At 59.2% G+C, this 22764-nt stretch carries 25 protein-coding genes and 1 tRNA gene; 9 read left to right on the top strand and 17 right to left on the bottom strand.

The window, feature by feature from the left end:
- Nucleotides 1-13: 13 nt before the first annotated feature.
- From JQ863_RS18250 to JQ863_RS18210, 9 genes are all read right to left on the bottom strand, one after another.
- A protein-coding gene (locus tag JQ863_RS18250; protein ID WP_204115757.1) for an IS5 family transposase occupies nucleotides 14-771 on the bottom strand; the annotation gives its coding sequence in 2 pieces (ribosomal slippage) (nucleotides 14-450 and nucleotides 450-771; 759 coding nt in all).
- Between the two features lie 113 nt (nucleotides 772-884).
- Nucleotides 885-2024 (bottom strand): type 2 periplasmic-binding domain-containing protein, encoded by a 1140-nt coding sequence (locus JQ863_RS18245; protein ID WP_204115766.1) that lies wholly within the window; start codon nucleotides 2022-2024, stop codon nucleotides 885-887.
- Complete coding sequence (locus JQ863_RS18240) at nucleotides 2021-3217, bottom strand: CaiB/BaiF CoA transferase family protein (protein ID WP_204115765.1); 1197 nt, start codon at nucleotides 3215-3217, stop codon at nucleotides 2021-2023. The genes JQ863_RS18245 and JQ863_RS18240 overlap by 4 nt, the downstream gene beginning before the upstream one ends.
- A 1-nt stretch (nucleotide 3218) precedes the next feature.
- A complete protein-coding gene (locus JQ863_RS18235) occupies nucleotides 3219-4421 on the bottom strand; it encodes an aldose 1-epimerase family protein (protein ID WP_204115764.1) in 1203 nt (400 codons plus the stop codon).
- A 1-nt stretch (nucleotide 4422) separates the two neighbouring features.
- Nucleotides 4423-5208 carry an ATP-binding cassette domain-containing protein gene (locus JQ863_RS18230; RefSeq protein WP_204115763.1) on the bottom strand — a complete coding sequence of 262 codons (786 nt, stop codon included), beginning with the start codon at nucleotides 5206-5208 and terminating at the stop codon, nucleotides 4423-4425.
- 2 nt (nucleotides 5209-5210) lie between these two features.
- Nucleotides 5211-6188, bottom strand: a complete 978-nt coding sequence (locus JQ863_RS18225) for an ABC transporter permease (RefSeq protein WP_204115762.1) — start codon at nucleotides 6186-6188, stop codon at nucleotides 5211-5213.
- A 61-nt stretch (nucleotides 6189-6249) separates the two neighbouring features.
- A complete protein-coding gene (locus JQ863_RS18220; protein ID WP_204115761.1) occupies nucleotides 6250-7170 on the bottom strand; it encodes a sugar ABC transporter substrate-binding protein in 921 nt (306 codons plus the stop codon).
- A gap of 40 nt (nucleotides 7171-7210) precedes the next feature.
- Nucleotides 7211-7978, bottom strand: coding sequence for an enoyl-CoA hydratase/isomerase family protein (locus tag JQ863_RS18215; RefSeq protein WP_204115760.1), 768 nt, complete (start codon nucleotides 7976-7978; stop codon nucleotides 7211-7213).
- The gene (locus tag JQ863_RS18210; protein WP_204115759.1) at nucleotides 7975-8778 is read right to left on the bottom strand and encodes an SDR family oxidoreductase; all 804 of its coding nucleotides are present in this window, start codon (nucleotides 8776-8778) and stop codon (nucleotides 7975-7977) included. Before JQ863_RS18210 ends, JQ863_RS18215 begins: the two co-directional genes overlap by 4 nt.
- Nucleotides 8779-8868: 90 nt before the next feature.
- On the opposite strand from JQ863_RS18210, the gene JQ863_RS18205 reads away from it, so the two are divergent.
- Nucleotides 8869-9912, top strand: a complete 1044-nt coding sequence (locus JQ863_RS18205) for a LacI family DNA-binding transcriptional regulator (RefSeq protein ID WP_204115758.1) — start codon at nucleotides 8869-8871, stop codon at nucleotides 9910-9912.
- A gap of 419 nt (nucleotides 9913-10331) precedes the next feature.
- On the opposite strand, the gene JQ863_RS18200 is transcribed toward JQ863_RS18205, so the two are convergent.
- The 8 genes from JQ863_RS18200 to JQ863_RS18165 form a co-directional block, all read right to left on the bottom strand.
- Nucleotides 10332-11089, bottom strand: a protein-coding gene (locus tag JQ863_RS18200) for an IS5 family transposase (RefSeq protein WP_204115757.1) whose coding sequence is annotated in 2 segments (ribosomal slippage) — nucleotides 10332-10768 and nucleotides 10768-11089 — 759 coding nt in all. Because the reading frame shifts where the segments join, the coding sequence is not laid out codon by codon here.
- A gap of 47 nt (nucleotides 11090-11136) precedes the next feature.
- Entirely contained in the window at nucleotides 11137-11649 is a 513-nt protein-coding gene (locus JQ863_RS18195) for a site-specific integrase (protein WP_204115756.1), read from the bottom strand.
- A gap of 58 nt (nucleotides 11650-11707) precedes the next feature.
- Nucleotides 11708-12490, bottom strand: a complete 783-nt coding sequence (locus JQ863_RS18190) for a MerR family transcriptional regulator (protein WP_204115755.1) — start codon at nucleotides 12488-12490, stop codon at nucleotides 11708-11710.
- Nucleotides 12487-12861: a helix-turn-helix transcriptional regulator gene (locus JQ863_RS18185; RefSeq protein WP_239113570.1), complete on the bottom strand. Its 375-nt coding sequence runs from the start codon at nucleotides 12859-12861 to the stop codon at nucleotides 12487-12489. The genes JQ863_RS18190 and JQ863_RS18185 overlap by 4 nt, the downstream gene beginning before the upstream one ends.
- A 4-nt stretch (nucleotides 12862-12865) precedes the next feature.
- Entirely contained in the window at nucleotides 12866-13072 is a 207-nt protein-coding gene (locus JQ863_RS18180; protein WP_204115754.1) for a helix-turn-helix domain-containing protein, read from the bottom strand.
- Nucleotides 13073-13164: 92 nt separating this feature from the next.
- Nucleotides 13165-13818 carry a hypothetical protein gene (locus tag JQ863_RS18175; protein ID WP_204115753.1) on the bottom strand — a complete coding sequence of 218 codons (654 nt, stop codon included), beginning with the start codon at nucleotides 13816-13818 and terminating at the stop codon, nucleotides 13165-13167.
- Complete coding sequence (locus JQ863_RS18170) at nucleotides 13815-15002, bottom strand: tyrosine-type recombinase/integrase (protein WP_204115752.1); 1188 nt, start codon at nucleotides 15000-15002, stop codon at nucleotides 13815-13817. The genes JQ863_RS18175 and JQ863_RS18170 overlap by 4 nt, the downstream gene beginning before the upstream one ends.
- 149 nt (nucleotides 15003-15151) lie before the next feature.
- Nucleotides 15152-15241 (bottom strand) — tRNA-Ser (locus tag JQ863_RS18165).
- 194 nt (nucleotides 15242-15435) lie between these two features.
- Between JQ863_RS18165 and JQ863_RS18160 the strand changes: the two genes are divergently transcribed.
- From JQ863_RS18160 to JQ863_RS18125, 8 genes are all read left to right on the top strand, one after another.
- Nucleotides 15436-16419: an SPOR domain-containing protein gene (locus JQ863_RS18160; RefSeq protein WP_204115751.1), complete on the top strand. Its 984-nt coding sequence runs from the start codon at nucleotides 15436-15438 to the stop codon at nucleotides 16417-16419.
- Between the two features lie 63 nt (nucleotides 16420-16482).
- A complete protein-coding gene (locus tag JQ863_RS18155; RefSeq protein WP_204115795.1) occupies nucleotides 16483-17622 on the top strand; it encodes a D-alanyl-D-alanine carboxypeptidase family protein in 1140 nt (379 codons plus the stop codon).
- On the top strand, nucleotides 17619-18245 hold the full coding sequence (gene tmk, locus JQ863_RS18150) for a dTMP kinase (RefSeq protein ID WP_204115750.1): 627 nt from the start codon (nucleotides 17619-17621) through the stop codon (nucleotides 18243-18245). Before JQ863_RS18155 ends, tmk begins: the two co-directional genes overlap by 4 nt.
- Nucleotides 18242-19366, top strand: coding sequence for a DNA polymerase III subunit delta' (locus tag JQ863_RS18145; RefSeq protein ID WP_204115749.1), 1125 nt, complete (start codon nucleotides 18242-18244; stop codon nucleotides 19364-19366). Before tmk ends, JQ863_RS18145 begins: the two co-directional genes overlap by 4 nt.
- Nucleotides 19363-20169 (top strand): TatD family hydrolase, encoded by an 807-nt coding sequence (locus JQ863_RS18140; protein WP_204115748.1) that lies wholly within the window; start codon nucleotides 19363-19365, stop codon nucleotides 20167-20169. Before JQ863_RS18145 ends, JQ863_RS18140 begins: the two co-directional genes overlap by 4 nt.
- Entirely contained in the window at nucleotides 20166-20966 is an 801-nt protein-coding gene (locus JQ863_RS18135) for an MBL fold metallo-hydrolase (protein WP_204115747.1), read from the top strand. Before JQ863_RS18140 ends, JQ863_RS18135 begins: the two co-directional genes overlap by 4 nt.
- A complete protein-coding gene (locus JQ863_RS18130) occupies nucleotides 20967-21896 on the top strand; it encodes an AEC family transporter (RefSeq protein WP_204115746.1) in 930 nt (309 codons plus the stop codon). It begins immediately after the preceding gene.
- 72 nt (nucleotides 21897-21968) lie between these two features.
- Complete coding sequence (locus JQ863_RS18125) at nucleotides 21969-22640, top strand: DsbA family oxidoreductase (RefSeq protein ID WP_204115745.1); 672 nt, start codon at nucleotides 21969-21971, stop codon at nucleotides 22638-22640.
- The last annotated feature ends 124 nt before the right edge of the window (nucleotides 22641-22764 follow it).

Genomic DNA, 22764 nt, shown 5'->3' with positions numbered 1-22764 from the left:
TTAGGCTCAGGACTCATAGCCAGTAAATGACGAGGACTGCCAACGCGATTGCCGACAGGAAGACCTTTGGGCACCTGTCGTATCGTGTTGCCACCCGCCGCCAGTCTTTAAGTCTGCCAAACATGATCTCGATGCGGTTGCGCCGCTTGTATCTGCGCTTGTCGTATTTGACGGTTTTCTTGTGCTGCTTTCTACCAGGCATGCAGGCGCGTATCCCTTTGTCTTGCAACGATTCTCTGAACCAATCAGCGTCATAACCCCGGTCGCCGAGCAGCCACTTGACGTTTGGCAAGCTGCCCACCAAAGCTCGTGCGCCGATGTAATCGCTGACCTGACCGGCAGTCACAAAGAGGTTCAGAGGGCGCCCTTGGCTGTCGCAGATAGCGTGCAGCTTTGTGTTCATACCGCCCTTGGTTCGACCGATCAGACGGCCACGCCCCCCTTTTTCACCGCAAGGCTGGACGCCGTGCGATGAGCTTTGAGATATGTTGCGTCGATCATGACCGTCTTCTCTTCACCATGATCAGCGGCCAAACCAATCAGCATCTCGGCGAAGATGCCCTTGTCGCTCCACCGTTTCCAGCGATTGTAAAGTGTCTTGTGCGGTCCGTATTCCCTGGGCGCGTCGCGCCACCGTAACCCATTGCGATTGATGAAGACAATGCCGCTCAGCACGCGCCGATCGTCGACGCGGGGTTTCCCATAGGACTTTGGGAAGAAGGGTTCCAGACGGGCCATCTGCTCGTCGCTCAGCCAGAAAAGGTCAGACATGTTCACCGCTTGTTTTATGCGCGATGAATCACGCCGAACGGCGGAAATCAATGGGTCCTGAGCCTAGGCGCAGTCAAAATATGCCTAGCGCCGATGAAGGCCGTAACTGCCGCTCATTGTTCTGCTTCGGAAGCTATTTTTAGCCAAATCTCTTCCAACCGAGACCAAATCTTCTTGGGATTCGTTTGATCCGACACCGCGGTTCTCAGGGCCTTTGATGCCAAGGTTTGAAACGCAATGTATCCATCGTGTCGTGGGCGGACGTAGGCGGTCTCGATGGTTTCGAGCGTGTCCGAGTAGAACCGACCCCAGTCGGCATTCACTTTCGGATCGGTCCATGCGCTCCGCAACGAGGGTTGACCGTTGTTGTCGGGGATGAACCCGCTTTGGGTCTCAGCCGAGAGCAATCCAGTCAGGTGGCCGATGAGGAAAGGTCCTGGCGTGAACCGCGTTGACAGGGCGAGACCGGTTCCACCAATCACGGTGCCCCGTCGTCCCGATCGGCCAGCGGGTGCGTTGCCGAAGGTCAGCGCGTTGCCCTGAACCGGCGCGGCATAGTTCACATAGCCATAAACGAGCGGACAGTAGATTGTGTCATCGGCCCGTGTCATATGATCCAGGAGGCCGATCGGATTGAGGTCCTGCGTTGCTTTCGGTTGCCGCTCGGCAAGGCGGAAAAGGATATCGATGGCCTCTTGGCCAAGGGACCGATCCGTGATGAAGGCCTCTCCCCGACCCGGATCTTCACCCAACGAGACGCAAATCGACATCAGGCTGAGGATCGGGTGCGGCCCGCCCCAGGAGAGGGCAACGCGGCCCGTTCTCTCGGACAGTCGGAGCACCTCCTCCCATGTATCAGGAACTTCAGCCAACAGGTCGCCGCGCCGGGCCGAGACCTGCGTCGCGGCATCTAGCGGCAGCGCCCAGAGTTTGCCGTTCAGATGATAGCTTGCGAGGCTGGGGCCCACTGTATCGCGGCCAAGTGCCTCGATCCACGCGGCGTCTACCTGTTCGTCCCACGGCTGCAAACAACCACGCGCCAGCGCCTCACCCAGATGCGGATGATCCATGACCACCACGTCGTAATTGGCGCACAGCTCTGCTATCGGTGCGCTTTCGAACCCTTCCAAGGGTTGCACATCCCACGTCAGTGAAAGCCCGTCTCGCACTGGGTCTAGCGTGGCGGCGGCGGCGATCAGCGCGTCCTTGCCGCGCGGGTGGTCCCAAGTCAGACCACGGACGACCTCGGTCATGCTGTCTTCCCTGCGAACACGGCGCCGGCCGCGACCAGTTTGTCGATATCCGGTTGCGAAAACCCGAGATCCCGCAGCACTTCCTCGGTGTGCTCTCCATTCAGCGGCGCACCACGTTGCACCTTGCTTGGGGTCTTGCTGAATCGGATCGGGAAGCCTGGCGACTTAACAGGGCCTTCGGTCGGGTGGTTGTATTCGACAAATGTGCCATTGTGTTTGATCTGGGGATCATTCACCAGATCCTCATAACCATAGACCGGCCCGGCCCAAATGCCGGCTTTGTCAAACAGGTCCAGCCACTCTGCCGAAGGTCGCGTTACCATTGCTTCGCGGGTGATGCGGAAGATCTCATCGCGATGACTGAACCCATGCGTCTCGGCGTCGAGTTCCTTTAGACGGTCATTGCCGATCAGATCACCCAGCACGTCCAGCGGCGGAAAGGCCAGGATGATATACCCGTCCGAAGTCTGGAACGCCCCGTAAGGCGCGCGAATATAGACATGCGCATGCGGTTCTTCACTGCGGGTCTGCGGGATGCCGCCCTTGGTGAAGACGGTCAATTCCTGCATCTGGAGCGCGGTAATTGCGTCCAACATGTTGACTTCGACCTTCTGGCCCTCGCCTGTGCGCTCGCGGTGGAACAGCGCCGCCAGCGCGCCTTCGAACGCGGTATAGGCGGTGATCGCATCGACAAGGTATTGTCCGGCGGCATTGGGCGGCTCGCCAGCGCGGCCCGCCGACTTCATAGCGCCCGACATGCCCTGCAGGATCAGGTCCTGACCGGGGCGCATGGCATAGGGCCCGTCCTCGCCATAGCCTGACATGGCGATATAGATCAGCTTGGGGTTCACCGCCGACAGGGTCTCGTAATCCACGCCCAGTCGCTTGGCGACACCGGGGCGATAATTCTGCAGGAACACATCCGCCGTTTTCACCGCTTCCAGCAGCACCTTGCGGCCTTCGTCGGACTTCAGGTCGACAGACAAGGACCGCTTGTTCCGGTTCAGCGACAGGAACGACACATTGACCTTGTTGCCTTTCGCCCCGCCAGCCGAAGCGTGCCGCTGCCATTCGCCGGATGTTGGTTCAACCTTGATCACATCCGCCCCCATGTCGCCCATGCGCTGTGCCGCGAACGGGCCCGCCATGGCGATCGAACAATCCAGCACGCGGATACCTTCGAGGATACTCATCTCAATTGTCTTTCTTCATCGGCGACCGCATTGCGCGCCGCCCTTCGATTTTGGGAAAATTGCCGGAAAGGGCAGGAAAATCTTCGTCGGGTTGCGATTGGTGCGCCACGCGCGCTTCGGCTTCCTTGATCTCATCGCTCGAGGTGAGGATGCGGAACGTGCTGTCATAGTGGCGTTCCTCGCCATGACCGAGCCAGATCATTTCACCGCGGTCACGCGCGGCCTGATTGCCCAGAACATGGTTCGTAGAAGGTTCGATCCCCAACGCGTATTGCCCGGCTTGCAGGTTTTGCCATTCATACATGGCTGGGAACTGATCCTTCTGGGTGATGACTTCGAAACCAAGCGACAGCGCGTCATTGACCAGCGCGACAGAAACACTCCCGTCCGTATCGGGCGTCATATCATGCTGCCAGACCTGTTCGTGGAAACCGTCCTGCGGTCCAGGGAAAGTGCGATACCCAACACCCTGATCGCGGTAGGTCTGCTCATGCGCGGCCCAGACCACATCATGGATCGGCGCAAGATAACGCGAGCCTTCAGCCAGAACCGGATGGCCGACATTGATGTGATAGCAATACATGTGGGGGGTCTCGTAGAACCCTGCATTCCGCACCACGTCGTGTAGCTGGATGTCGTTTGTGCCCACCTCGATCTCGATCCGGCGGGTCATTTCAAGGTATTCGCCAAAAACCGCCGCCTGCCGCACCACGCCTTCGGCCCAGAGGAAACAACGGTCTCCGTCCCAACGTTCGCCGTAACCTGTCAGCCGCGCCGGAATGGTTCCGGCCCGCCCGTGGATCGAATGAGACGCCGTTGGGCGCGGACCATAGTTGTAGTTGCCTGCATCCACATCATTCATGAACAGGATATGATCCATGCCGCAGGTGATCATCAGCCCCGAGAACGACCGCAGGAAGCCCAGCCCGCCTTCGCCCTCATATTCGTGAAGGGCGGGATGGCGAAAGCCCGACGGGGAGTTCCAGCCCACCGCCATCCCGCGATAGTCGCAATCCGCGACATCCATACAGCGATCCACCAGAACGGTGAAGCGCAGCCCCGTGCCGGAGCGGAATTCGAGCATGCGAATCCCCCGCTCAAGCCCGTCGCCCAGAGTCATCAGGCGCACTCCGGCGAATTGCGACATGTCACCGGCGCGGGACGCGACCTCGCGCCGGGACAGGGTTTCTCCGTAAAGCTTCATGTCAATGTGCCTTCCCGCGCATCTCGGCGGCCAACTCTTCCGGCTCTGCCCCCATGATGATCGCTTCCAGCGACAAGAGGTCGGTGTCCTTGATCATCAAGTCAGCCACAATCCGCCCCTGCCGCATGACCACGGCGCGGTCAGCCACGTTCATCACGTGATGGATGTTGTGCGTGATGTAGATCACCGAATGACCTGCCTCGCGCACCTCTCGGATGAACTTCAGGACGCCGTTGGTTTCCTCGACGCCAAGGTTGTTGGTTGGCTCGTCAAGGATGATCAGCTTGGCAAAGAACTGCATCGCGCGGCTGATGGCGATGGACTGACGTTCCCCGCCAGACAGCGACGCCACCGGCGCATCGGCATCAAGGTTCTTGGAAATCCCGACCCGCTTCAAGAGCTTCGCGGCCTCTTCCTTGAGCCGTGTCAGGTCCAGAGGCGCAAAGACCCCCAAAGCCGGAATGGTCACCGGTTCACGACCCAGGAAAAGGTTGCGGGCGATCGACAGGTCAGGGGCAAGCGACGTGTCCTGATGGATTGTCTCAATCCCCAGATTCATCGCATCTTTCGGGCTGTTGATCTGGGCGGCTTTTCCGTCCACCGTGATTTGCCCCCCGTCGATGGGGTAAATGCCCGAGATCGTCTTGATCAGCGTCGACTTACCCGCGCCGTTGTCGCCAAGCAGCGCCAGAACCTCTCCCTCGCGCACCTCCAGATCGACACCTTGCAGCGCCTTGATCGAGCCGAAATTCTTCTCGATCCCTTCGAGTTTCATGACATGGCCCATGATCACTTCCTTTCCGAGGATTTGTGCAGCTTTGCGTGCAGGACCAGCATGGCGAGGATGATCACACCAACGAAGATGTTGAACGCGAGGCCCGGGACACCCACCAGCACGATGCCGTTGCGGATGATGCGCAGCATCAGGACACCGATGATCGTGCCGATGATCGTGCCGCGCCCGCCGGTCAGCGCCGTGCCGCCGACAACCACCATGGCGATCACCTCCAGTTCGTATTGGCTGCCTGCGACCGGTGAAGCCGACGAGATGCGAAGCGACGAGATTACGCCTGCCAGACCCGCCAGCATCGACGTGGCGATAAACAGCCAGATCTTGACCTTGTCGGCAGGAACCCCACGCGCCACGGCTGCATTGCGGTTCGACCCGATGGCGGTGATCCAGTTGCCCACCTTGGCGACGTTCAGCACATATAGCGCGAACAGGCTGAGCAATCCAAACCAGATCAGCGAGGCATAGATGCGGATGCCGCCCACGTAAAAGCTGCCAGCAAGGATTGTGCGGATCCAGCTTTCCTCGTCCCAGCTTTTCAGCGGGAAGCCCTGGGTCAGGAACAGCGACGCGCCGCGCACTATCAGCAGCATCGACAGTGTCACAAGAAATGACGAAATGCCGATCTTGGTGACAAGTATGCCATTCAGCGCCCCGATACAGAAGGTGGCAGCGAAGGCGATGATCAGCGCCAGTTCCAGCCCGACCCCGCCGTTCTGCACCAACAGCATGGTGGACACAGGCGTGAAGGCAAAGACTGCGCCGACGGACAGGTCGAACTCTCCTGCGGTCAGCAATAGGGTCATGCCCAAGGCGATGATCCCCAACTCGGGCATGAAGGCCAGCAGGTTCGAGATGTTGAGCGGTGACAGGAACCGGTCATTGGCCAGCGTAAAGCCGATCACGACCAGGACCAGGATAATGAATGATGTGGTCTCGGGCTTTTTCAGCGCCGACGACATGGTGGCGGAGGCCATTGTGCTATGTCCCTTTGGTGGCAGGGGCGCCCCACCCGTCTCGGGTGGGGCTATTGTCGGATTACTCTGCATAGAGATCGAGGATCGGCTGGACGCTGTCTTTGTCGTAAAGATTCAGCGTGATGATGTTGTAGCCGATCGGGTTGTTGTCGGCGGCGAGCTTCAGCAACGCGACGGGCATGAACCCTTGTGCCGACGGATACTGCCACAACGCGGCGTTGACATAGCCATCGCGCACCGCTTCGGCTGTCTCTTTCGAGTTGCCCCAGCCGGTGACGGGGATCGAGCCGGGCTGAACGCCCACATTGTCAAACACGCGTTTGACCGACGACGCCACAAGGTCGCCAAGGGCAATCACCGCGTCGACGTCATTGGCGATCATGTATTCGCCCATCTTGTTGATGACGCCTGCCGGATCGACACCAGCATCGACCACGTCATATGTGATGCCCAGCGGGTCGAACACGGATGCGATACCCTCGGTTTCAAGCTGCTGATACGACGCGCCAGGCACCTCAACGGGCAGGAAGACGTGATCGCCTTCTTTCACGAGGCCCTTGTCGACCAGATAGTTGGCCCACAGCACTCCGGCGCCGCGCAGGTCGGCACCCACATAGGCGTCGCGGCCTGTATCCGGGTCATCGGTGTTGAAATAGACCACAGGGATACCGTTGCCCTTGGCCAACTTGACTTCTTCCGACCATAGACCCGGTTGGGCCGAGGTGGTGGCAATGCCGTCAGGCTCGGACGCGATTGCAGCGTTGAATGCCTCTTTCTGCACGGCGCTGTCACCGCCGGCAAAAGACACGTTGCAAGTGACCTGCATCAACTCGCAGGCATTCTGAACACCGGCGTTCCAGTCGATCCAGAACGGGTCGCTTTCTCCGCCATGGCTCAGCAAGTAGAAAACCTGCTTGTTTTCAGCCATGGCCGGTCCGGCCAGCGCAGCCGCACAGACGGCGGCAGTCAAAATACGTTTCATGTTGGTTCCTCCCTATTTGAAACGTGAGTGATGGCGACGCTCAGCGCCGTTTGAAGTTCGGGGGTCGATTCTCGGCAAAGGCTTTGCGGCCTTCGTCGGCATCCTCCGTGGCGAAAGCCACGGTTTGCAGGTCCAGCTCGTAGCGCATTGCGTGATCGGCGGGCATGTTGGCCGCCGCATCCAGGTTCAGCTTGGCGTGTTCGGCGGCAATGGGCGCTCGCGCGGCAATCGCGGCAGCTATCTCACGGGCGCGGGGCAACAGCGCGTCGCGCGCACAGACCTCGCTGACCAGCCCCCACTTGCAGGCGGTTTCAGCATCTATCGGGTCACCCGTCATCAACATCAAAGCCGCGTTTGACATACCCGCCGAGCGTGACAGGTGCACCGCCATTCCGCCGCCACCAATCCAGCCGAGCTTGATCTCTGGTGCGCCGATCTTCGCGGTCTCGGACGCGATGCGGATATCCGCCCCCATCGCCATTTCCAGCCCGCCGCCCAACGCGTAACCATTGATCGCGCAGATCACGGGGCGGCGGATACGGCGCACGGCGGCGCAATAGTCCTCGCGGTTGCGAATGCCCCAGATCGTGTCGAACTCGTCCAGCTGCTTCACGTCGGTGCCGGCGCAGAAAGCTCGGTCGCCGGCGCCCGTGAAGATCACAGCGCGGATATCCTCAGAGTTACAACGCGCGACCGCCACATCCATCTGCCGCGCCATCTCGCGGCTGACCGCGTTCAGCTTTTCGGGCCGATTGAGGGTGATCGTCGCGACAAACCCATCAACTTCAAAATCAACTGTTCCGCTCATTGCATCACCCATCCGCCGTCAATCAGGAAATTCTGTCCCGTTACAAAGCCGCTTTCGGCATCCAGAAGAAATGCAGCGGCATGCGCGAAATCTTCCGGAGTGCCCCGCCGCTTGATCGATTGCTGATCCAGAACGAAGCGGTTGTAGCCCTCGGGGTCAGGGTGGATTTTCTCGGCATCGGTCTGGAACGCACCGGGCGATATGCAGTTTACAGTAATGCCGTCAGGGCCCAGCTCGCGTGCCCAGACCCGCGCCAACCCTATCAATGCGCCCTTTGACGCGACGTATGCCGACAGTTCGGCAAATCCGAGCGAAAAGGTGATCGAGGACACATTGATGATCCGGCCAAATCCCGCGCGGCGCATGTCGGGAACCACGGCTCCCATGATCGATGTTGCCGCTATAGCGTTGACATCAATCACATTTCTCATTTCGTCAACGTCCTGTTCCTCGGCTGTCGCCTTGGGGTAGATGCCGGCGTTGTTGACAAGCGAGTCGATTTTCCCCTGGGTCGCGATAACTGTCTTGACGGCCTGACCTGCGGCCTTCGGATCCGACTGATCAATGCAGGCGGTCGTTAGTGTGCCTGCATTCGAAGCTATCGACGCCTCCAAACCGGCCAGCTTTTTCGCTGATACATCAGTGCCGATAACATGTGCACCTTCCGCGACAAGCCGGGCGCAAAGTGCCGTCCCCAACCCGCCGGCAGCTCCGGTCACCAGAATGCGACGTCCTTCGAATCTTTTCACGGTGTCCTCCCGTTGTCTTGCGAGACTCCTATCGGGGAAGGATGCAAACACTCAAATCAGAAAAACATCAAAAAACATCAAATCACATATTTTCTTGATTCATTTTTTCCCGTAGAACATCAAACAGCATCGGAGGATGTGATGAAAAAGGCTACCATCAAAACCATTTCGGACCGGTCAGGGTTGTCCACGGCGACCGTTGACCGGGTTCTCAACAATCGCCCAGGAGTCAGCGCCTCCGCGCGACACAAGGTCCTGTCTGTGGCACGCGACCTTGGTTACCTACCCGAGGAAGACAGCACCCCGATGCCCGCACAACCGGCGCAACTTGAGTTTCTGATGCCGATCGGCACCAACGCCTTTCTTCGTGAGTTGGCCTATCAGATCGAGGATTTCTGCGACCGGTTGCCACTGGTCGCATCGGTCAAACTGCATCAGCTGAAGGGGTTGGAACCGGAACACCTTGAGGAAGCCGCAGCCGAATTATCCCCAAGCACCAGTGGCGTCGGAGTCGTCGCGACCGACCACCCCCGCACTCGTGAGCTGCTTAAGGATCTGACTCAGACCGGCACTCGGGTTGTGACCATCGCGTCCGACGTGCCCTCGATCCCGCGCGCGGCTTATGTCGGGGTCGACAATGTAGCCGCCGGACGGGTTGCCGGATTGCTGACTGGCAGGCTTATCGGAAAGCGTCCGGCACGTGTCGGCATCATTCTCGGATCACGTCGGTATCGCGGCCATGAAGAGCGTGAGATGGGGTATCGCTCGATCCTGCAAGAGGAGTTTCCGGGAATCACCGTCACCAGTTCCGGCGAGGTGCAGGATGGCCGAACTGAAAGCTATGATCTTGTGAAATCGCTGCTTGCCGAAGATCCGGGAATATCAGGGCTATATTGTGTCGGGGGCGGTCGGTCGGGAGTGGCTCAGGCATTGAAGGAAGCCGGGCGCGCGCAAGAGGTCGTCTTTATCTGTCACGACCATACCGACGAATCTCGTAAGTTTCTGTTGGACGGAACGGTGGACGCCGTCATCGATCAGAACGCGCGGCTGATCGCTGAACAAGCTGTTATTGCGCTATTGGGGTCCATCGCGACGTCGTTGCCGACCCTGATGCGGAAATTCATCGAACCACGGATCATCTTCAAAGAAAACATCCCGACAACGATGCAAAGCCCGTCTGTCTAGAGGCCGACAGGCTCTGATAATTCTAATGACGGCCCATGCAATTCAAGTGTGAATGGATTGTCTTGCGCCTAGGGGTAAATCGCCATGGGAGTTTTGGATCATCACGCTGGTTCGAAGCCAAAGTGCATCCCCAACTTGGAATCAAAAAATTCTTAGGACTTCGTCTTCCCGAGGAGAAATTGGATCGCTAAACTCGTGGCGTCGAGCCATTCCTTGCCGTGAAAAGTTCTGAGATCATAGAAAGGCACGATGTCCAAATGCAGCGCTTGAGTATTCTTTTTCGCTATACCGTTTCTGATCGAGTTGAAGATGCGTCGAACCACCCGTTTTTGTGCCAGCGCCCCGACGCGTGATGCTCTGCGCAAGGCGTGTCGATGTTTCCAAACGGAGACAGATAGAATGGTTGTTAGGCTCAGGACTCATAGCCAGTAAATGACGAGGACTGCCAACGCGATTGCCGACAGGAAGACCTTTGGGCACCTGTCGTATCGTGTTGCCACCCGCCGCCAGTCTTTAAGTCTGCCAAACATGATCTCGATGCGGTTGCGCCGCTTGTATCTGCGCTTGTCGTATTTGACGGTTTTCTTGTGCTGCTTTCTACCAGGCATGCAGGCGCGTATCCCTTTGTCTTGCAACGATTCTCTGAACCAATCAGCGTCATAACCCCGGTCGCCGAGCAGCCACTTGACGTTTGGCAAGCTGCCCACCAAAGCTCGTGCGCCGATGTAATCGCTGACCTGACCGGCAGTCACAAAGAGGTTCAGAGGGCGCCCTTGGCTGTCGCAGATAGCGTGCAGCTTTGTGTTCATACCGCCCTTGGTTCGACCGATCAGACGGCCACGCCCCCCTTTTTCACCGCAAGGCTGGACGCCGTGCGATGAGCTTTGAGATATGTTGCGTCGATCATGACCGTCTTCTCTTCACCATGATCAGCGGCCAAACCAATCAGCATCTCGGCGAAGATGCCCTTGTCGCTCCACCGTTTCCAGCGATTGTAAAGTGTCTTGTGCGGTCCGTATTCCCTGGGCGCGTCGCGCCACCGTAACCCATTGCGATTGATGAAGACAATGCCGCTCAGCACGCGCCGATCGTCGACGCGGGGTTTCCCATAGGACTTTGGGAAGAAGGGTTCCAGACGGGCCATCTGCTCGTCGCTCAGCCAGAAAAGGTCAGACATGTTCACCGCTTGTTTTATGCGCGATGAATCACGCCGAACGGCGGAAATCAATGGGTCCTGAGCCTAGGGCACATAACGACACCAAGATTACCGATGCAGTGCTTTGCATTATGTGGCGTCACCGTTTGGCCCAAGGGTTTCGATGCAATCTTGAACGCGTTGGCAATTGCATGTGTCGAAGACATGACGGGCACCGGATCTCGATCTTCACCGATGTGATCCGCGGGCAGGTTGCTTTCGTCGGGAAACAACGCGTCTTTGTCTGTAAACCCTAGTTCCAGAAGCTCCTCCTTCCAGTCTCTCACTGCCTTCTCAAACTCTTCGGGCATCGGGAAAAACTCTACCTTGAGGCTTTTCCCGTTCTTGGCGCGCACCTCGCTGGCATTCTGGTAAATGAGACGGGTATCAAAGTTTACGTGTTTCAGCCAAAGCGACGTGACCGTATCGGCACGCAAAGCGCCGAGGAACGCAATGGCGACCATGGCACGATCTCGGCGTTCCTTGATGGTTCCAGTTGGCATTTCCGTGAGCATTTTCAGAGCGTCGGGAACTGTCGGCACGTACCGTGTGTCTGTGTTCAAAGGGGCGGCACTGAACCGCTTGGGAAGTTGAAGGTAATCAGACAAAGATCTGTTCAACCCCTTGTACCCATCCTGATTGATCAACCAGGAAAGAAAACCTCGCAAGTGGGATGCCTTGTGGCGGACGGTGGAGATGCTGAGAGGCCGGGTCAACACTTCGCTTCAACTCTTCTCGGAAGCCGCCAACGTCCGACACATTCAGCTTCGAGAAGCACTTTTCGTGGCAAAACGTCTCGAAGGTTCGAATGGTCGCATTCTTGGCATCCGTCGTTTTGACGTCCCAACAGCCAGCACGAGCCAGCCATGCGTGGATGATGCGATCATTTGGTTTGGAAAATGTCTCGTTCTCGCAATGCCCATCATTCACAATACTAACCGGGGTCTCCTCTATTTCTTCGTCTAGGGAGTCCAGGCTGGTATTGGTATCGATGCAGACTTTGATTTTGTCGCAATTGGTCGCAGTCAAACGCTTCCTAACCCGTGTTCCGCAGTCCGGACACTGCCCGAAAGCCAAACACGAGCCGCTACTGGATTGGTCTATTTGAACGGACTCGATGTCTGGAAAAACACGGCCCTTGCAGGCCACGCATTTGAACTGACCCACACGCAAGGGAGAGTTGGTTCTTGCCCGCCGCTTTTTGTGGAAACGGATTACCTCCGCTCCGTTGAACATCAAAGGGTGATTGTCATCAGACGCCCGTAACCCATCTCGTCGCCAGTTCGAGACAGTGTTGCGCACCACATCGCATTCCGCCATGAGCTCATCGACGGAGTAAACATAATGCTTCTTGAGATGAACATCCTTGTAGGAGCGACTCACGGCTTCGCTCCCGTCTTGGAGTTGGCTTCCTGTGCGCGGCACTTTGCAGCCCGGGCGAGTCGACGTTCGTATTCCTCGAGATCTTCCTCGCGCCAACGAGTCGTCTTCGCCGACAGCTTCACCGGCTCGGGAAAGTCCGGATTATTTGCGAACCAACGCCAAATAGTGGCTTTGTGCACCCCGAAGCGGTGAGCAACAGCTTTCACGGAGAGGTATTTTGACGACGCAGCAGGCTGTTTACGACGCTTCCGGCGACCGGCCGGTGGCGCTTTCGAAGGACGCTCGCGGTCACCTTGAGACACCTTGATTTCCGTCTCAAAGTCAAACATGTCGCGAAGCGCATTGTTCGGATCGATTTTCGTCGGCGACATCTGCTCAATCCCGCCCCGCCGGAACAACTCGGTGCGCTTCGGCCCAGGCATTCAGATCAGAGCCGCGATAGACAATCTTGCGGCCAAGACGATAGAACGCCGGGCCTTTATTCTTGTGACGCCACTGCGCCAGCTTTGCGCGGTCACCGAAAAGTTCGAGCTCGGGATCGCCCAACACATAGGTGCGATTGTCGTCAAACAGTTTGGACATGATTGAGAGCTTTCCGGCTGCATTCGATTACAGCCGCTAAACCCTCACATTCCGCGGTATGAGTGCAGTCCCCGACCTTCAAATCGGGGAGGTTAAGTCATTGGTTCAAATACAAAAGAAATCTGCTCGGCAGTAGGCACATAGGGGTCTTTTGTGTTCTTGGGACAGTTTTCCGAGAGAGCCTGCCGAATCTCCTCGGCCAGTGGAAGCACATTGGTGGCGGGCAAGGATTGCTGCTCACAGATGTCCAGCGCCATCCCGAGATGCACAACACCGCGATAGGTTTGCCAGGACTTGCGAACGGTATCGTGGTCGCGTGCGCCATGTGTCCCGCTGTTTCTTCCAATCTCGGTGACTTGGTGGATCAATCCGGAAGGTGTTTGGACGCCTTTGAGCTTGCCATCATGGATGGAAAGATAAGCTAGCAAGCCAACATGCTCTGCGACATTCAGCCTGCGTTCGTTCCCTCCATCGTAGCGATCAAACACTCGGGTCAGTGCGTAGAGCGCCTCATGGCGTTTGGGTGACGTGCTCCGCATCCACTCGGCAAAGTCAGCATTTTCCGGAGCTTTACCCCAACCGCGGCCAACCCTCTCTTCGAACAGCTCTATCTGGTTAGCAACAACGTCATGTTTGACACACTGAATGGCCGTCAATCGGTCCTCGATGTTGTCTTCGCTGAGCGCAACACGAAACAGTTCGAGGAAAAACAGCTCCTCATGATTAACAGAGATCGTGTGAATCATGACACCTCCGCAGCGCGACCGGATGCGACGAATTGCGACCATGCATTCATCAGTTCGCGGCGCTTGTCGAGGAGATCGGAACGCGCATACGCCCGCTCAACATCGCTCCCAACCGTATGCGCGAGGCTTTTCTCGGCCACCTCGCGAGGGACATCCGCGCATTCCGCCGCCCAGTCTCTAAAGGTGGATCGAAACCCATGCACGGTTGCCCCCTCAGCGTTCATGCGCCGCAACAGCATCAACATCGCCATATTGGATAGCGGCTGATGACGCTTCTGACCTTCAAAGACGTAATCCGACCGCATGGCCAGCAAAGGCTCCACGATCGCGACCATCTCATCGGTCAAAGGGACCCGGTGCTCTTTCCCGGTCTTCATGCGTTCGGGCGGGCAGGTCCACACCTGCTCTTCAAAATCAATCTCCGCCCAGCGCATACCCAAAACCTCGCTGGTTCGCGACGCCGTAAGGCAAGTGAACATCAATGCCTTCGCCGCCATGGCATTGCGCGTGCGCAGTTTGCCGTAGAAGTCTGGTACATCTTGCCAGCGCATAGCTTTGTGATGCTTCGGCTTCGCTTTGACCTTCGGCAAGACCTGGGCGTCCTTTATCGACGTCACAGGGTTCTCGCCGCTCCGGAACCCCTTCGACTTGGCCACGTCCAGAACAACCTTCATGCGTTGGGACAACCGTCGCGCGGTCTCGTGTTTCTCGGTCCAGATCGGGGAGAGGCACATCAGCACCTCAGGCTGTCCAATCGCATCGACCGGCATTCGTCCGATTTTGGGAAAAGCATAATCACGCAGCGTATTGATCCATTGCTGTCCGTGCTTGGCGTTTTTCCAGGTTGGAAGCCGATCAATATGCACTTGTTGGGCAACCTCCTCAAAAGTCGGGACCTCTTGCCTAGCATTAAACCGCGGATTGAGCCCCTGCCTCGCCATGCGTCGATACTCGAGTGCACGTTCCCTTGCCTGGTTCAGCATCACTAGCTCGGCACTGCCCAATCCAAAGTCAGTACGCAGTGGTGCGCCGTTCTTGTTCTTCTGGCCTTTGACCACCACCCGAACAATCCAGCGCCGCGCGCCGGATGGATCGACGACCAGATACAATCCGTTGCCATCGCCGTGACGCCCAGCGCCGAGATTCTCCACTAGCTTTTTGGTCAGCTTCCCCGAAAGAGGCATTCGTCATACCACATTCCATACCACTCAAGGAACAGAATTGAATAAAACCGAAGGAAACGCAAGAGAAACGCGACGACCAGGCAAAGCACTTAAATAAAATGACAAATACGGGTTTTCGCAATCAGGAGAAATTGGAATAAACTGTGTGGTGGCGGAGGAGGTGGGATTCGAACCCACGGAGGGCGTTAACCCTCGCCGGTTTTCAAGACCGGTGCATTCGACCACTCTGCCACTCCTCCGGCGCGACCTCCCTAATCTGCCAGAGGACGGGCTGCAAGAGGAATGGCGGGGAAAATTGCCGATCGGTCAACGCGCGGCTTTTATTGTGCGCCTGCCCTCGCTAGACTGCGCGATAACGTGGTCCCTTTGGGGAGCGGGACCAAAGGGAAGACCGGTCAAACCGGTCCCGAGGGCATAGGGCAGAGGGCTTGCAATGACACACTCACTCCAACCGGGGCGCCGCTGGGCCAAAGGCGCGGTTTCGATGGCCGCTCTTTGCGCATTTGCGTTTCTCGCCGCATGCGAGGAAGGGGACGGCCTGAACCCGTTCCAGACTGCGCCCGTGGCAGACGAGGACGGGACCCAGCAGCGTTCGACCAAGATTGTCGAGCGTGATGTAGAAGCCCCAGAGGTGTTCCAGGTGAATGAAGCCGGGCTTTGGGATGGGCGTCCCAGCCTGGGCGGGGTCTGGGTTGCGCACCCGGATGCCAAGGACCCGGAACGGGTCATTATCCGCAACAATTCGAACGGCAAATTCGTCATCGGCGCGCTGTTCCGGCGTGAACGGGCAATTCCCGGCCCGCGCTTGCAGGTTTCATCTGACGCAGCTTCGGCCCTCGGTATGCTTGCGGGACAGCCGGTTGAACTGAACGTGACGGCTCTGCGCCGCGAAGAAGTGGCCAAAGAGCCCGAAGTCACCCCGGCCGCAACCGAACCCCCCAAAGAGTCCGACGCTTCCAAAAAGACCGAAACCAAGAAATCGACTGAGGCCGCGAAAGCTGCGAAAATCCCGGCAAGCGACAGTGGTGCCGAGGTCGCGACAAAAGCGCTTGGCACGGTCGCTGCCGCGGAAGCGGCGATCGCGAATGCCGAGGCCGCAGAGGAAACTGCGGCCCCAGCCCCAATCGCGGCCGCCCCTGTCGCTGAGGCGCCAGCCCCCAAAGCCACGCCCAAGGCGTCGTCGCTTGAAAAACCTTTTATCCAGATTGGCATCTTCAGCGTCGAGGCCAACGCTCAGACCGCCGCCGGTCAGATGCGGACCGCGGGCATGGTGCCCATCGTCAAGGACCAGAGCGTGAAGGACAAGAAATACTGGCGCGTGCTGGTTGGCCCGGCGCAGAACCGGTCCGAAAAGAACGAGTTGATGAAGAAAATCCACGGTGCGGGCTTCACCGATGCCTATGCCGTGACGAACTGACGGAGAGTTGTCGTGTTCCGCCCGCTGAAACGCCCTGCCGCAGCCCTGATCACATGTCTGTCGATGGTCCTGGTCCTGTCCCTTCACACGACTTCGGCTCAGGCGTTCGAGACCAAGGCACGCGCGGCTTTTGTCATCGACCAGACCACCGGCACCATCCTGATGGCAAAAGAGGCTGACACCCCCTTACCGCCGGCCTCGATGTCGAAGCTGATGACCCTTTACATGGCCTTTGATGCGATCCGCGAGGGGCGGCTTTCGACACAAGAGACCCTGCCGGTGTCTCGGCACGCCCAGTCCTATGGCGGTTCCACCATGTTCCTTGACACCCGCGACAACGTGAAGGTCGAAGACCTGTTGCGCGGGATCATCGTCCTGTCGGGCAACGACGCCTGCGTTGTTATTGCCGAAGCCCTCAGCCCCGATGGGACCGAGGCCGGTTTTGCCCGCCTGATGACGCGGAAGGCGCGGAACATGGGCATGACCAATTCGACCTTTGCCAATTCAAACGGCTGGCCCGCGCCGGGACATGTGATGTCGATGCGCGACCTCGTTCTGCTGGCGAACCGGATCATCACCGACTTCCCGGAATTCTATCCGATGTTCTCGGAAACCGAATTTGCTTTTGACGGGCGCGCGCCCAAGAACACTGAGAACCGCAATCCGCTCTTGAAACTTAACATCGGTGCGGACGGGCTCAAGACCGGCCACACGACTGAGGCGGGCTATGGGCTTGTCGGTTCGGCGCGGCAAGGCAACCGGCGGGTGATTTTCGCCATTTCCGGCCTCGACAGCGCCGCCGACCGCGCTGAGGTGTCCGAACAGATCGTAAACTGGGCCTTCCGACAGTTCACCGAAACGACCCTGGCCAGAAAGGGTGATCGGATCGCGGAAGCCGAGGTCTGGATGGGGCAGTCCAAGAAAGTGGCTCTGGTGCCCGAGAAGGACATGACACTGTTGTTGCCGATTCTCTCGACCGAGAACGTGCCGGCCGAGGTCATCTATGACAGCCCCATTGCCGCACCGATCGCCGAGGGTCAAAAACTGGCCGATCTGGTGCTGCGCCCCGAAGGTCTGCCGGAAATCCGCGTTCCGCTGGTGGCCGAAAAAGCGGTTGGCGCAGGTGGGTTCACCGTCAAGATTCGGACCGCCGCACAGATGCTGATTTCGCAGTTCGGGCTTGTTGGTGAGCAGCCAAGTTGACCCGTCCCGCCCGTTTTATCACCTTCGAAGGCATCGACGGCTCGGGCAAGTCAACGCAGGCCCGGATGCTGGCCGATGCGTTGCGTGCATCCGGGCATGACGTGGTGCTGACCCGCGAACCCGGCGGCAGCCCCGGGGCCGAGGAAATCCGTGCACTGGTGCTGGAAGGCGACCCTGACCGCTGGTCTGCCGAGACCGAGATCCTGCTGTTCACCGCCGCCCGACGCGACCACCTGGAACGCACGATCCTGCCTGCGCTCGCGGCTGGAAAAGTGGTGATCTGCGACCGGTTCGCGGATTCGACCCGCATGTACCAGGGCCTGTCGCGCGGCGACCTGCGCGGCATTGTCGACCAGTTGCACTCGCTGATGATCGGACGCGAGCCCGACCTGACCATCCTGATCGACATGGATCCCGACAAGGGCCACGCCCGTGCCAAGGGCCGCCAGACCGCCGAAGAACGGTTCGAGGATTTCGGAACCGAGTTGCAGGCCCAGATGCGCGCCGGGTTCCTTGCGCTGGCCAATGAGTTCGCCGACCGTTTCCGCGTCATCGACGGCGACCAAGCTATCGAAGCCGTTGCACGAGAGGTTCTGACGACGGTCGAGGCTGAATTGTCATGACCGAAGAAATCCCGGAACCCGACAGGATCGAGGGCGCACCGCACCCGCGCGACACCGTAACGCTGTTTGGGCAAGACGCGGCGCAAGCGGCGTTTCTGGACGCCTATCGCTCTGGCCGTCTGCACCATGGCTGGCTGATTACCGGGCCGCGCGGGGTCGGCAAGGCGACGCTGGCGTGGAAAATCGCGCGTTTTCTTCTGGCCACTCCGAAACCGGACGAAGGTGGACTGTTCGGCGATGCGCCCCCTGCCCCGGACACGCTGCACATCGACGACGAACACCCGGTCTCCCGCCGTATTCGTGCCGGCTCCGAACCCAGCCTTTTTGCGCTCCGCCGCCCCGTAAACGAAAAAACCGGCAAGTTGAAAAGCCAGATCACCGTCGACGAAGTGCGACGGCTGAAAAGCTTTTTTGCGCTGTCGGCAGCGGATGGCGGGCGGCGTGTGGTGATCGTCGATTGCGCTGACGAGATGAACGTCTCGGCGGCCAACGCCCTATTGAAGCTGCTCGAAGAACCGCCCGAGGACACGTTCCTGTTGCTGATCTCGCATCAGCCGTCCCGCCTGTTGCCCACGATCCGCTCGCGCTGCCGCGAATTGCGCCTGTCGCCGCTTTCGCCCGAAAACATGACCGCCGCGCTGGATCAGGCGGGGATCGAGACAAAAAACGGCATCGCACTGGCGGAACTCTCCGCCGGGTCAGTAGGCGAGGCGATCAGGCTGGAACTCTTGGGCGGGTTGAAACTTTATGCCGAGCTGGTGTCGATTTTCGCCGAAGCCCCGCGGATCGACCGTCAACGCGCACTGGACCTGGCCAACGCGACTGCGATGCGTGGGGCCGAAGACAAGGTCGACCTGTTGGTCACTCTCACCGACCTGTTCCTGACCCGACTTGCCCGCACCGGAGCAACCGGGCAGCCGCCGTTGACCGAGGCCGCACCAAACGAGGCACAAGTTTTGACGGCGCTGGCCCCCCACGCAGGGGCGGCGCGCAACTGGGCGGAAATCGCACAAGAGATCTCTGGCCGGATGCAACATGGCCGGGCCGTCAACCTTGACCCTGCGGCGCTGGTCCTAGATACGGTTTTCAAGATCCAATCCACCGCAGCCCGTATCCGATGACCGACACGCCCCAGATCACCGACAGCCATTGCCACCTTGATTTCCCCGATTTCGACGGCCAGCACGCCGATATCGTGACCCGCGCTGCGGACGCAGGGGTGACACGCATGGTGACTATCTGCACGCGACTGCGCAACGAACCAACCGTCCGCGCCATTGCCGAGGCCCACGCCCCTGTTTTCTATGCCGCCGGCACCCACCCGATGAGCGCCGCCGACGAGCCGCTGGCCACGGTTGAGCAATTGGTTGAAATCGCTCGGCACCCCAAGATGGTCGGCATCGGCGAAACCGGTCTGGATTATCACTACACCGCCGCAAGCAAAGCCATCCAGCAGGACAGCCTGCGCATCCATGTCGAGGCTGCACGCCAGACCGGGCTGCCGCTGATCATCCACAGCCGGGACGCTGACGACGACATGGCGCAAATCCTGACCGAGGAATTCAACGCAGGTGCCTATACCTGCGTTATGCATTGCTATTCCTCGGGTCCAGAGCTGGCACAGAAGATGGTCGATCTTGGCTTCTACCTGTCGATGTCGGGCATTGCCGCTTTTCCCCGCAGTCAGGAAGTGCGCGACATCTTCGCAGCCGCCCCGGTTGACCGTATCCTTGTCGAGACCGACGCCCCCTATCTTGCGCCGCCGCCCCATCGCGGCAAGCGCAACGAACCGGCCTATGTCGCCCACACCGCCCGCGTCGGGGCCGAGGTGTTCGGGATGGACTATGCCGCCTTCGCCGCCCAGACGCAGGCCAATTTCAATCGTCTGTTTTCCAAGGCAGCCGCATTTGCCGAGGCCGCATGAGCGCGCGGCTGATCTTCACCATTCTTGGCTGCGGTTCGTCCGGCGGGGTGCCGCGTCTTGGCGGGTTGTGGGGCGATTGCGACCCCGAGAACCCCAAGAACCGCCGCCAGCGCTGCTCGATGCTGATCGAACGGGAATCCGAGGCTGGCACGACTCGCGTTCTGATCGACACCTCTCCCGACATGCGTGCCCAGCTTCTGGCCGCAGATGTGGGAGAGTTGGATGCGGTGGTCTATACACACTCCCACGCTGATCACGTCCACGGGATCGACGATCTGCGCATGGTGGTCTTCAACATGCGCAAACGCATCCCGGTCTGGGCTGACGGCCCGACTCAACAGGCGCTTTATTCGCGCTTCGACTATGCCTTCGTACAGCCCGACGACTCTCCCTATCCGCCGATTCTCGACATGCATACGATCAAGGGCGACATCGAGGTCACCGGAGAGGGTGGCATGATCGAACTGACCCCGATCAGGGTCAACCACGGTTCGATGGACGCGCTGGCCTTCCGGGTCGAGGGCCTTTGCTACATGCCTGACGTGGCCGAAATCTATGACGAGGCCTGGACCCAGTTGCAGGGGCTGGATTGTTGGGTTCTCGACACGCTGCGCCGCGCACCGCACCCCACCCATGCGCATTTTGAGAAATCGCTTGAGTGGATCCGCCAGGTCGCGCCTCGCCGTGCGGTGTTGACCAATATGCATAACGACCTGGACTATGACACGGTTTCGGCGGAAACGCCGGATCACATCACGCCTGCCTATGACGGCATGCGGATTGTCTATGATCTTTAGATGCAGGCGCTGATCGAAGTCATCCTTCCGGTCTTTCTGGTCATCGGCTTTGGCTATGTCGTTTCCTGGCGTGGCCTGTTCACGGAAATCCAGGTCGACGGGCTGATGCGTTTTGCGTCAACGTTCGCGGTGCCGGTCCTGCTGTTCAAGGCGATCTCGGGGCTGGACCTGTCCGCCGAAATGGACCCGGCTCTGTTTCTGTCCTTCTACACCGGGGCGCTGGCCGGGTTCCTGATTGGCCTTTTCGGGGCACGATTCCTGTTCAGGCGCGATTGGGAAGACTGCGTCGCCATCGGTTTCTGCTGCCTGTTTTCGAACTCGCTTCTACTGGGCCTCGCCATAACCGAGCGCGCCTATGGCCCCGATGCCCTGACCGCGAACTACGCCATCGTGTCGATCCACGCACCGTTCTGCTACGGGCTGGGGATCGCGGTGATGGAGGTGGTCCGGGCGCGCGGAAAATCGGCGCGCGCTATTGTGCCGACCGTGTTGAAAGCGATGTTTTCAAACGCGCTGATCGTCGGTATCACGCTTGGCTTTGTCGTCAATCTCAGCGGGTTCCCAACACCCGAACCGATCCAGGTCGGCGTTGATCTGATCGCCCGTGCCGCCCTGCCCGCCGCCCTGTTTGCCATCGGTGGCGTCCTGTTCCGCTATCGGCCCGAAGGCGACATGCGGGCCATTGCCTTTGTCTGTCTGGTCTCGCTGGTCCTGCACCCGGCGATTGTCTGGGTTATGGGCAGCGCCGTGGGCCTGTCAAAAGAGGCGTTCCGCTCGGCCGTTCTAACCGCGTCCATGGCGCCGGGGATCAACTGTTATCTCTTTGCCGCGATCTATGGCCGGGCCCAGCGCGTGGCGGCATCCTCGGTGCTTGTCGGAACCGCGGCTTCGATCCTGTCGATCTGGTTCTGGCTGACCATCCTGCCCTAAGGTCGCCTGGGCACGCAGTTGATTTTGCCGCGCAAACCCCCATCTGAAGACCCACACCATAAGGAGCCCGCCATGCAAGACCCGATCCGCGTCGACATTGTTTCTGATGTTGTCTGCCCGTGGTGCGTCATCGGCTATCGCCAGCTTGCCAAGGCCAGCGCCGAGACCGGGATTGCGGTTGACGTCTATTGGCACCCGTTCGAACTGAACCCCCAGATGGCGCCAGAAGGCGAGAACATCCGCGAGCATATCATGCGCAAATTCGGCTCATCGGCCGAGGATTCCGCCCGCGCCCGTCAAAGACTGTCCGATCTCGGCGAGACGCTAGGGTTCCCCTTCCAATGGCGCGATGACAGCCGCATTTACAACACGTTCGACGCCCATCGGCTGTTGCACTGGGCGTCGCTGTCGGGACAGACACATGATCTGAAACAGGCGCTGTTTGCCGCCTATTTCAGCGAGGGGCGCGATGTCTCGGACCGCGCGGTTCTGGTGGATGTTGCAAACAAAGCCGGCTTTGACGCGGATCAGGCTCGCCAAGTGCTGGACAGTGGCCAATATGCAGACGAGGTTCGGGAAAAGGAAACCTTCTGGACGTCCCGCGGCATATCTGGCGTTCCGGCGATGGTGTTTGAGGCACAGCACCTGATTACCGGCGCACAGGGCGAGGCAAACTATGCCAACATCCTGCAACAACTGATCCGCATGCGCACCGACACAATGGCCGAGGAAACCGCTTCCTGACACGTGCCTTCCGGCTTGGGGCTTGGCCCTCGCGGACATTGCGGCCATGATGGTCGGCAAGGCAATCGGCAAAGGGCAGGCATGGCGCATTTCTTCACCAGTTTCTTAACCTGCGGGCCTGTCG

Source organism: Shimia biformata, from assembly GCF_016888515.1.
Classification (GTDB): Bacteria; Pseudomonadota; Alphaproteobacteria; order Rhodobacterales; family Rhodobacteraceae; genus Shimia_A; species Shimia_A biformata.
The sequence above is the reverse complement of the archived record's forward strand: the minus strand, read 5'-3'. Positions and strand labels throughout refer to the sequence as shown.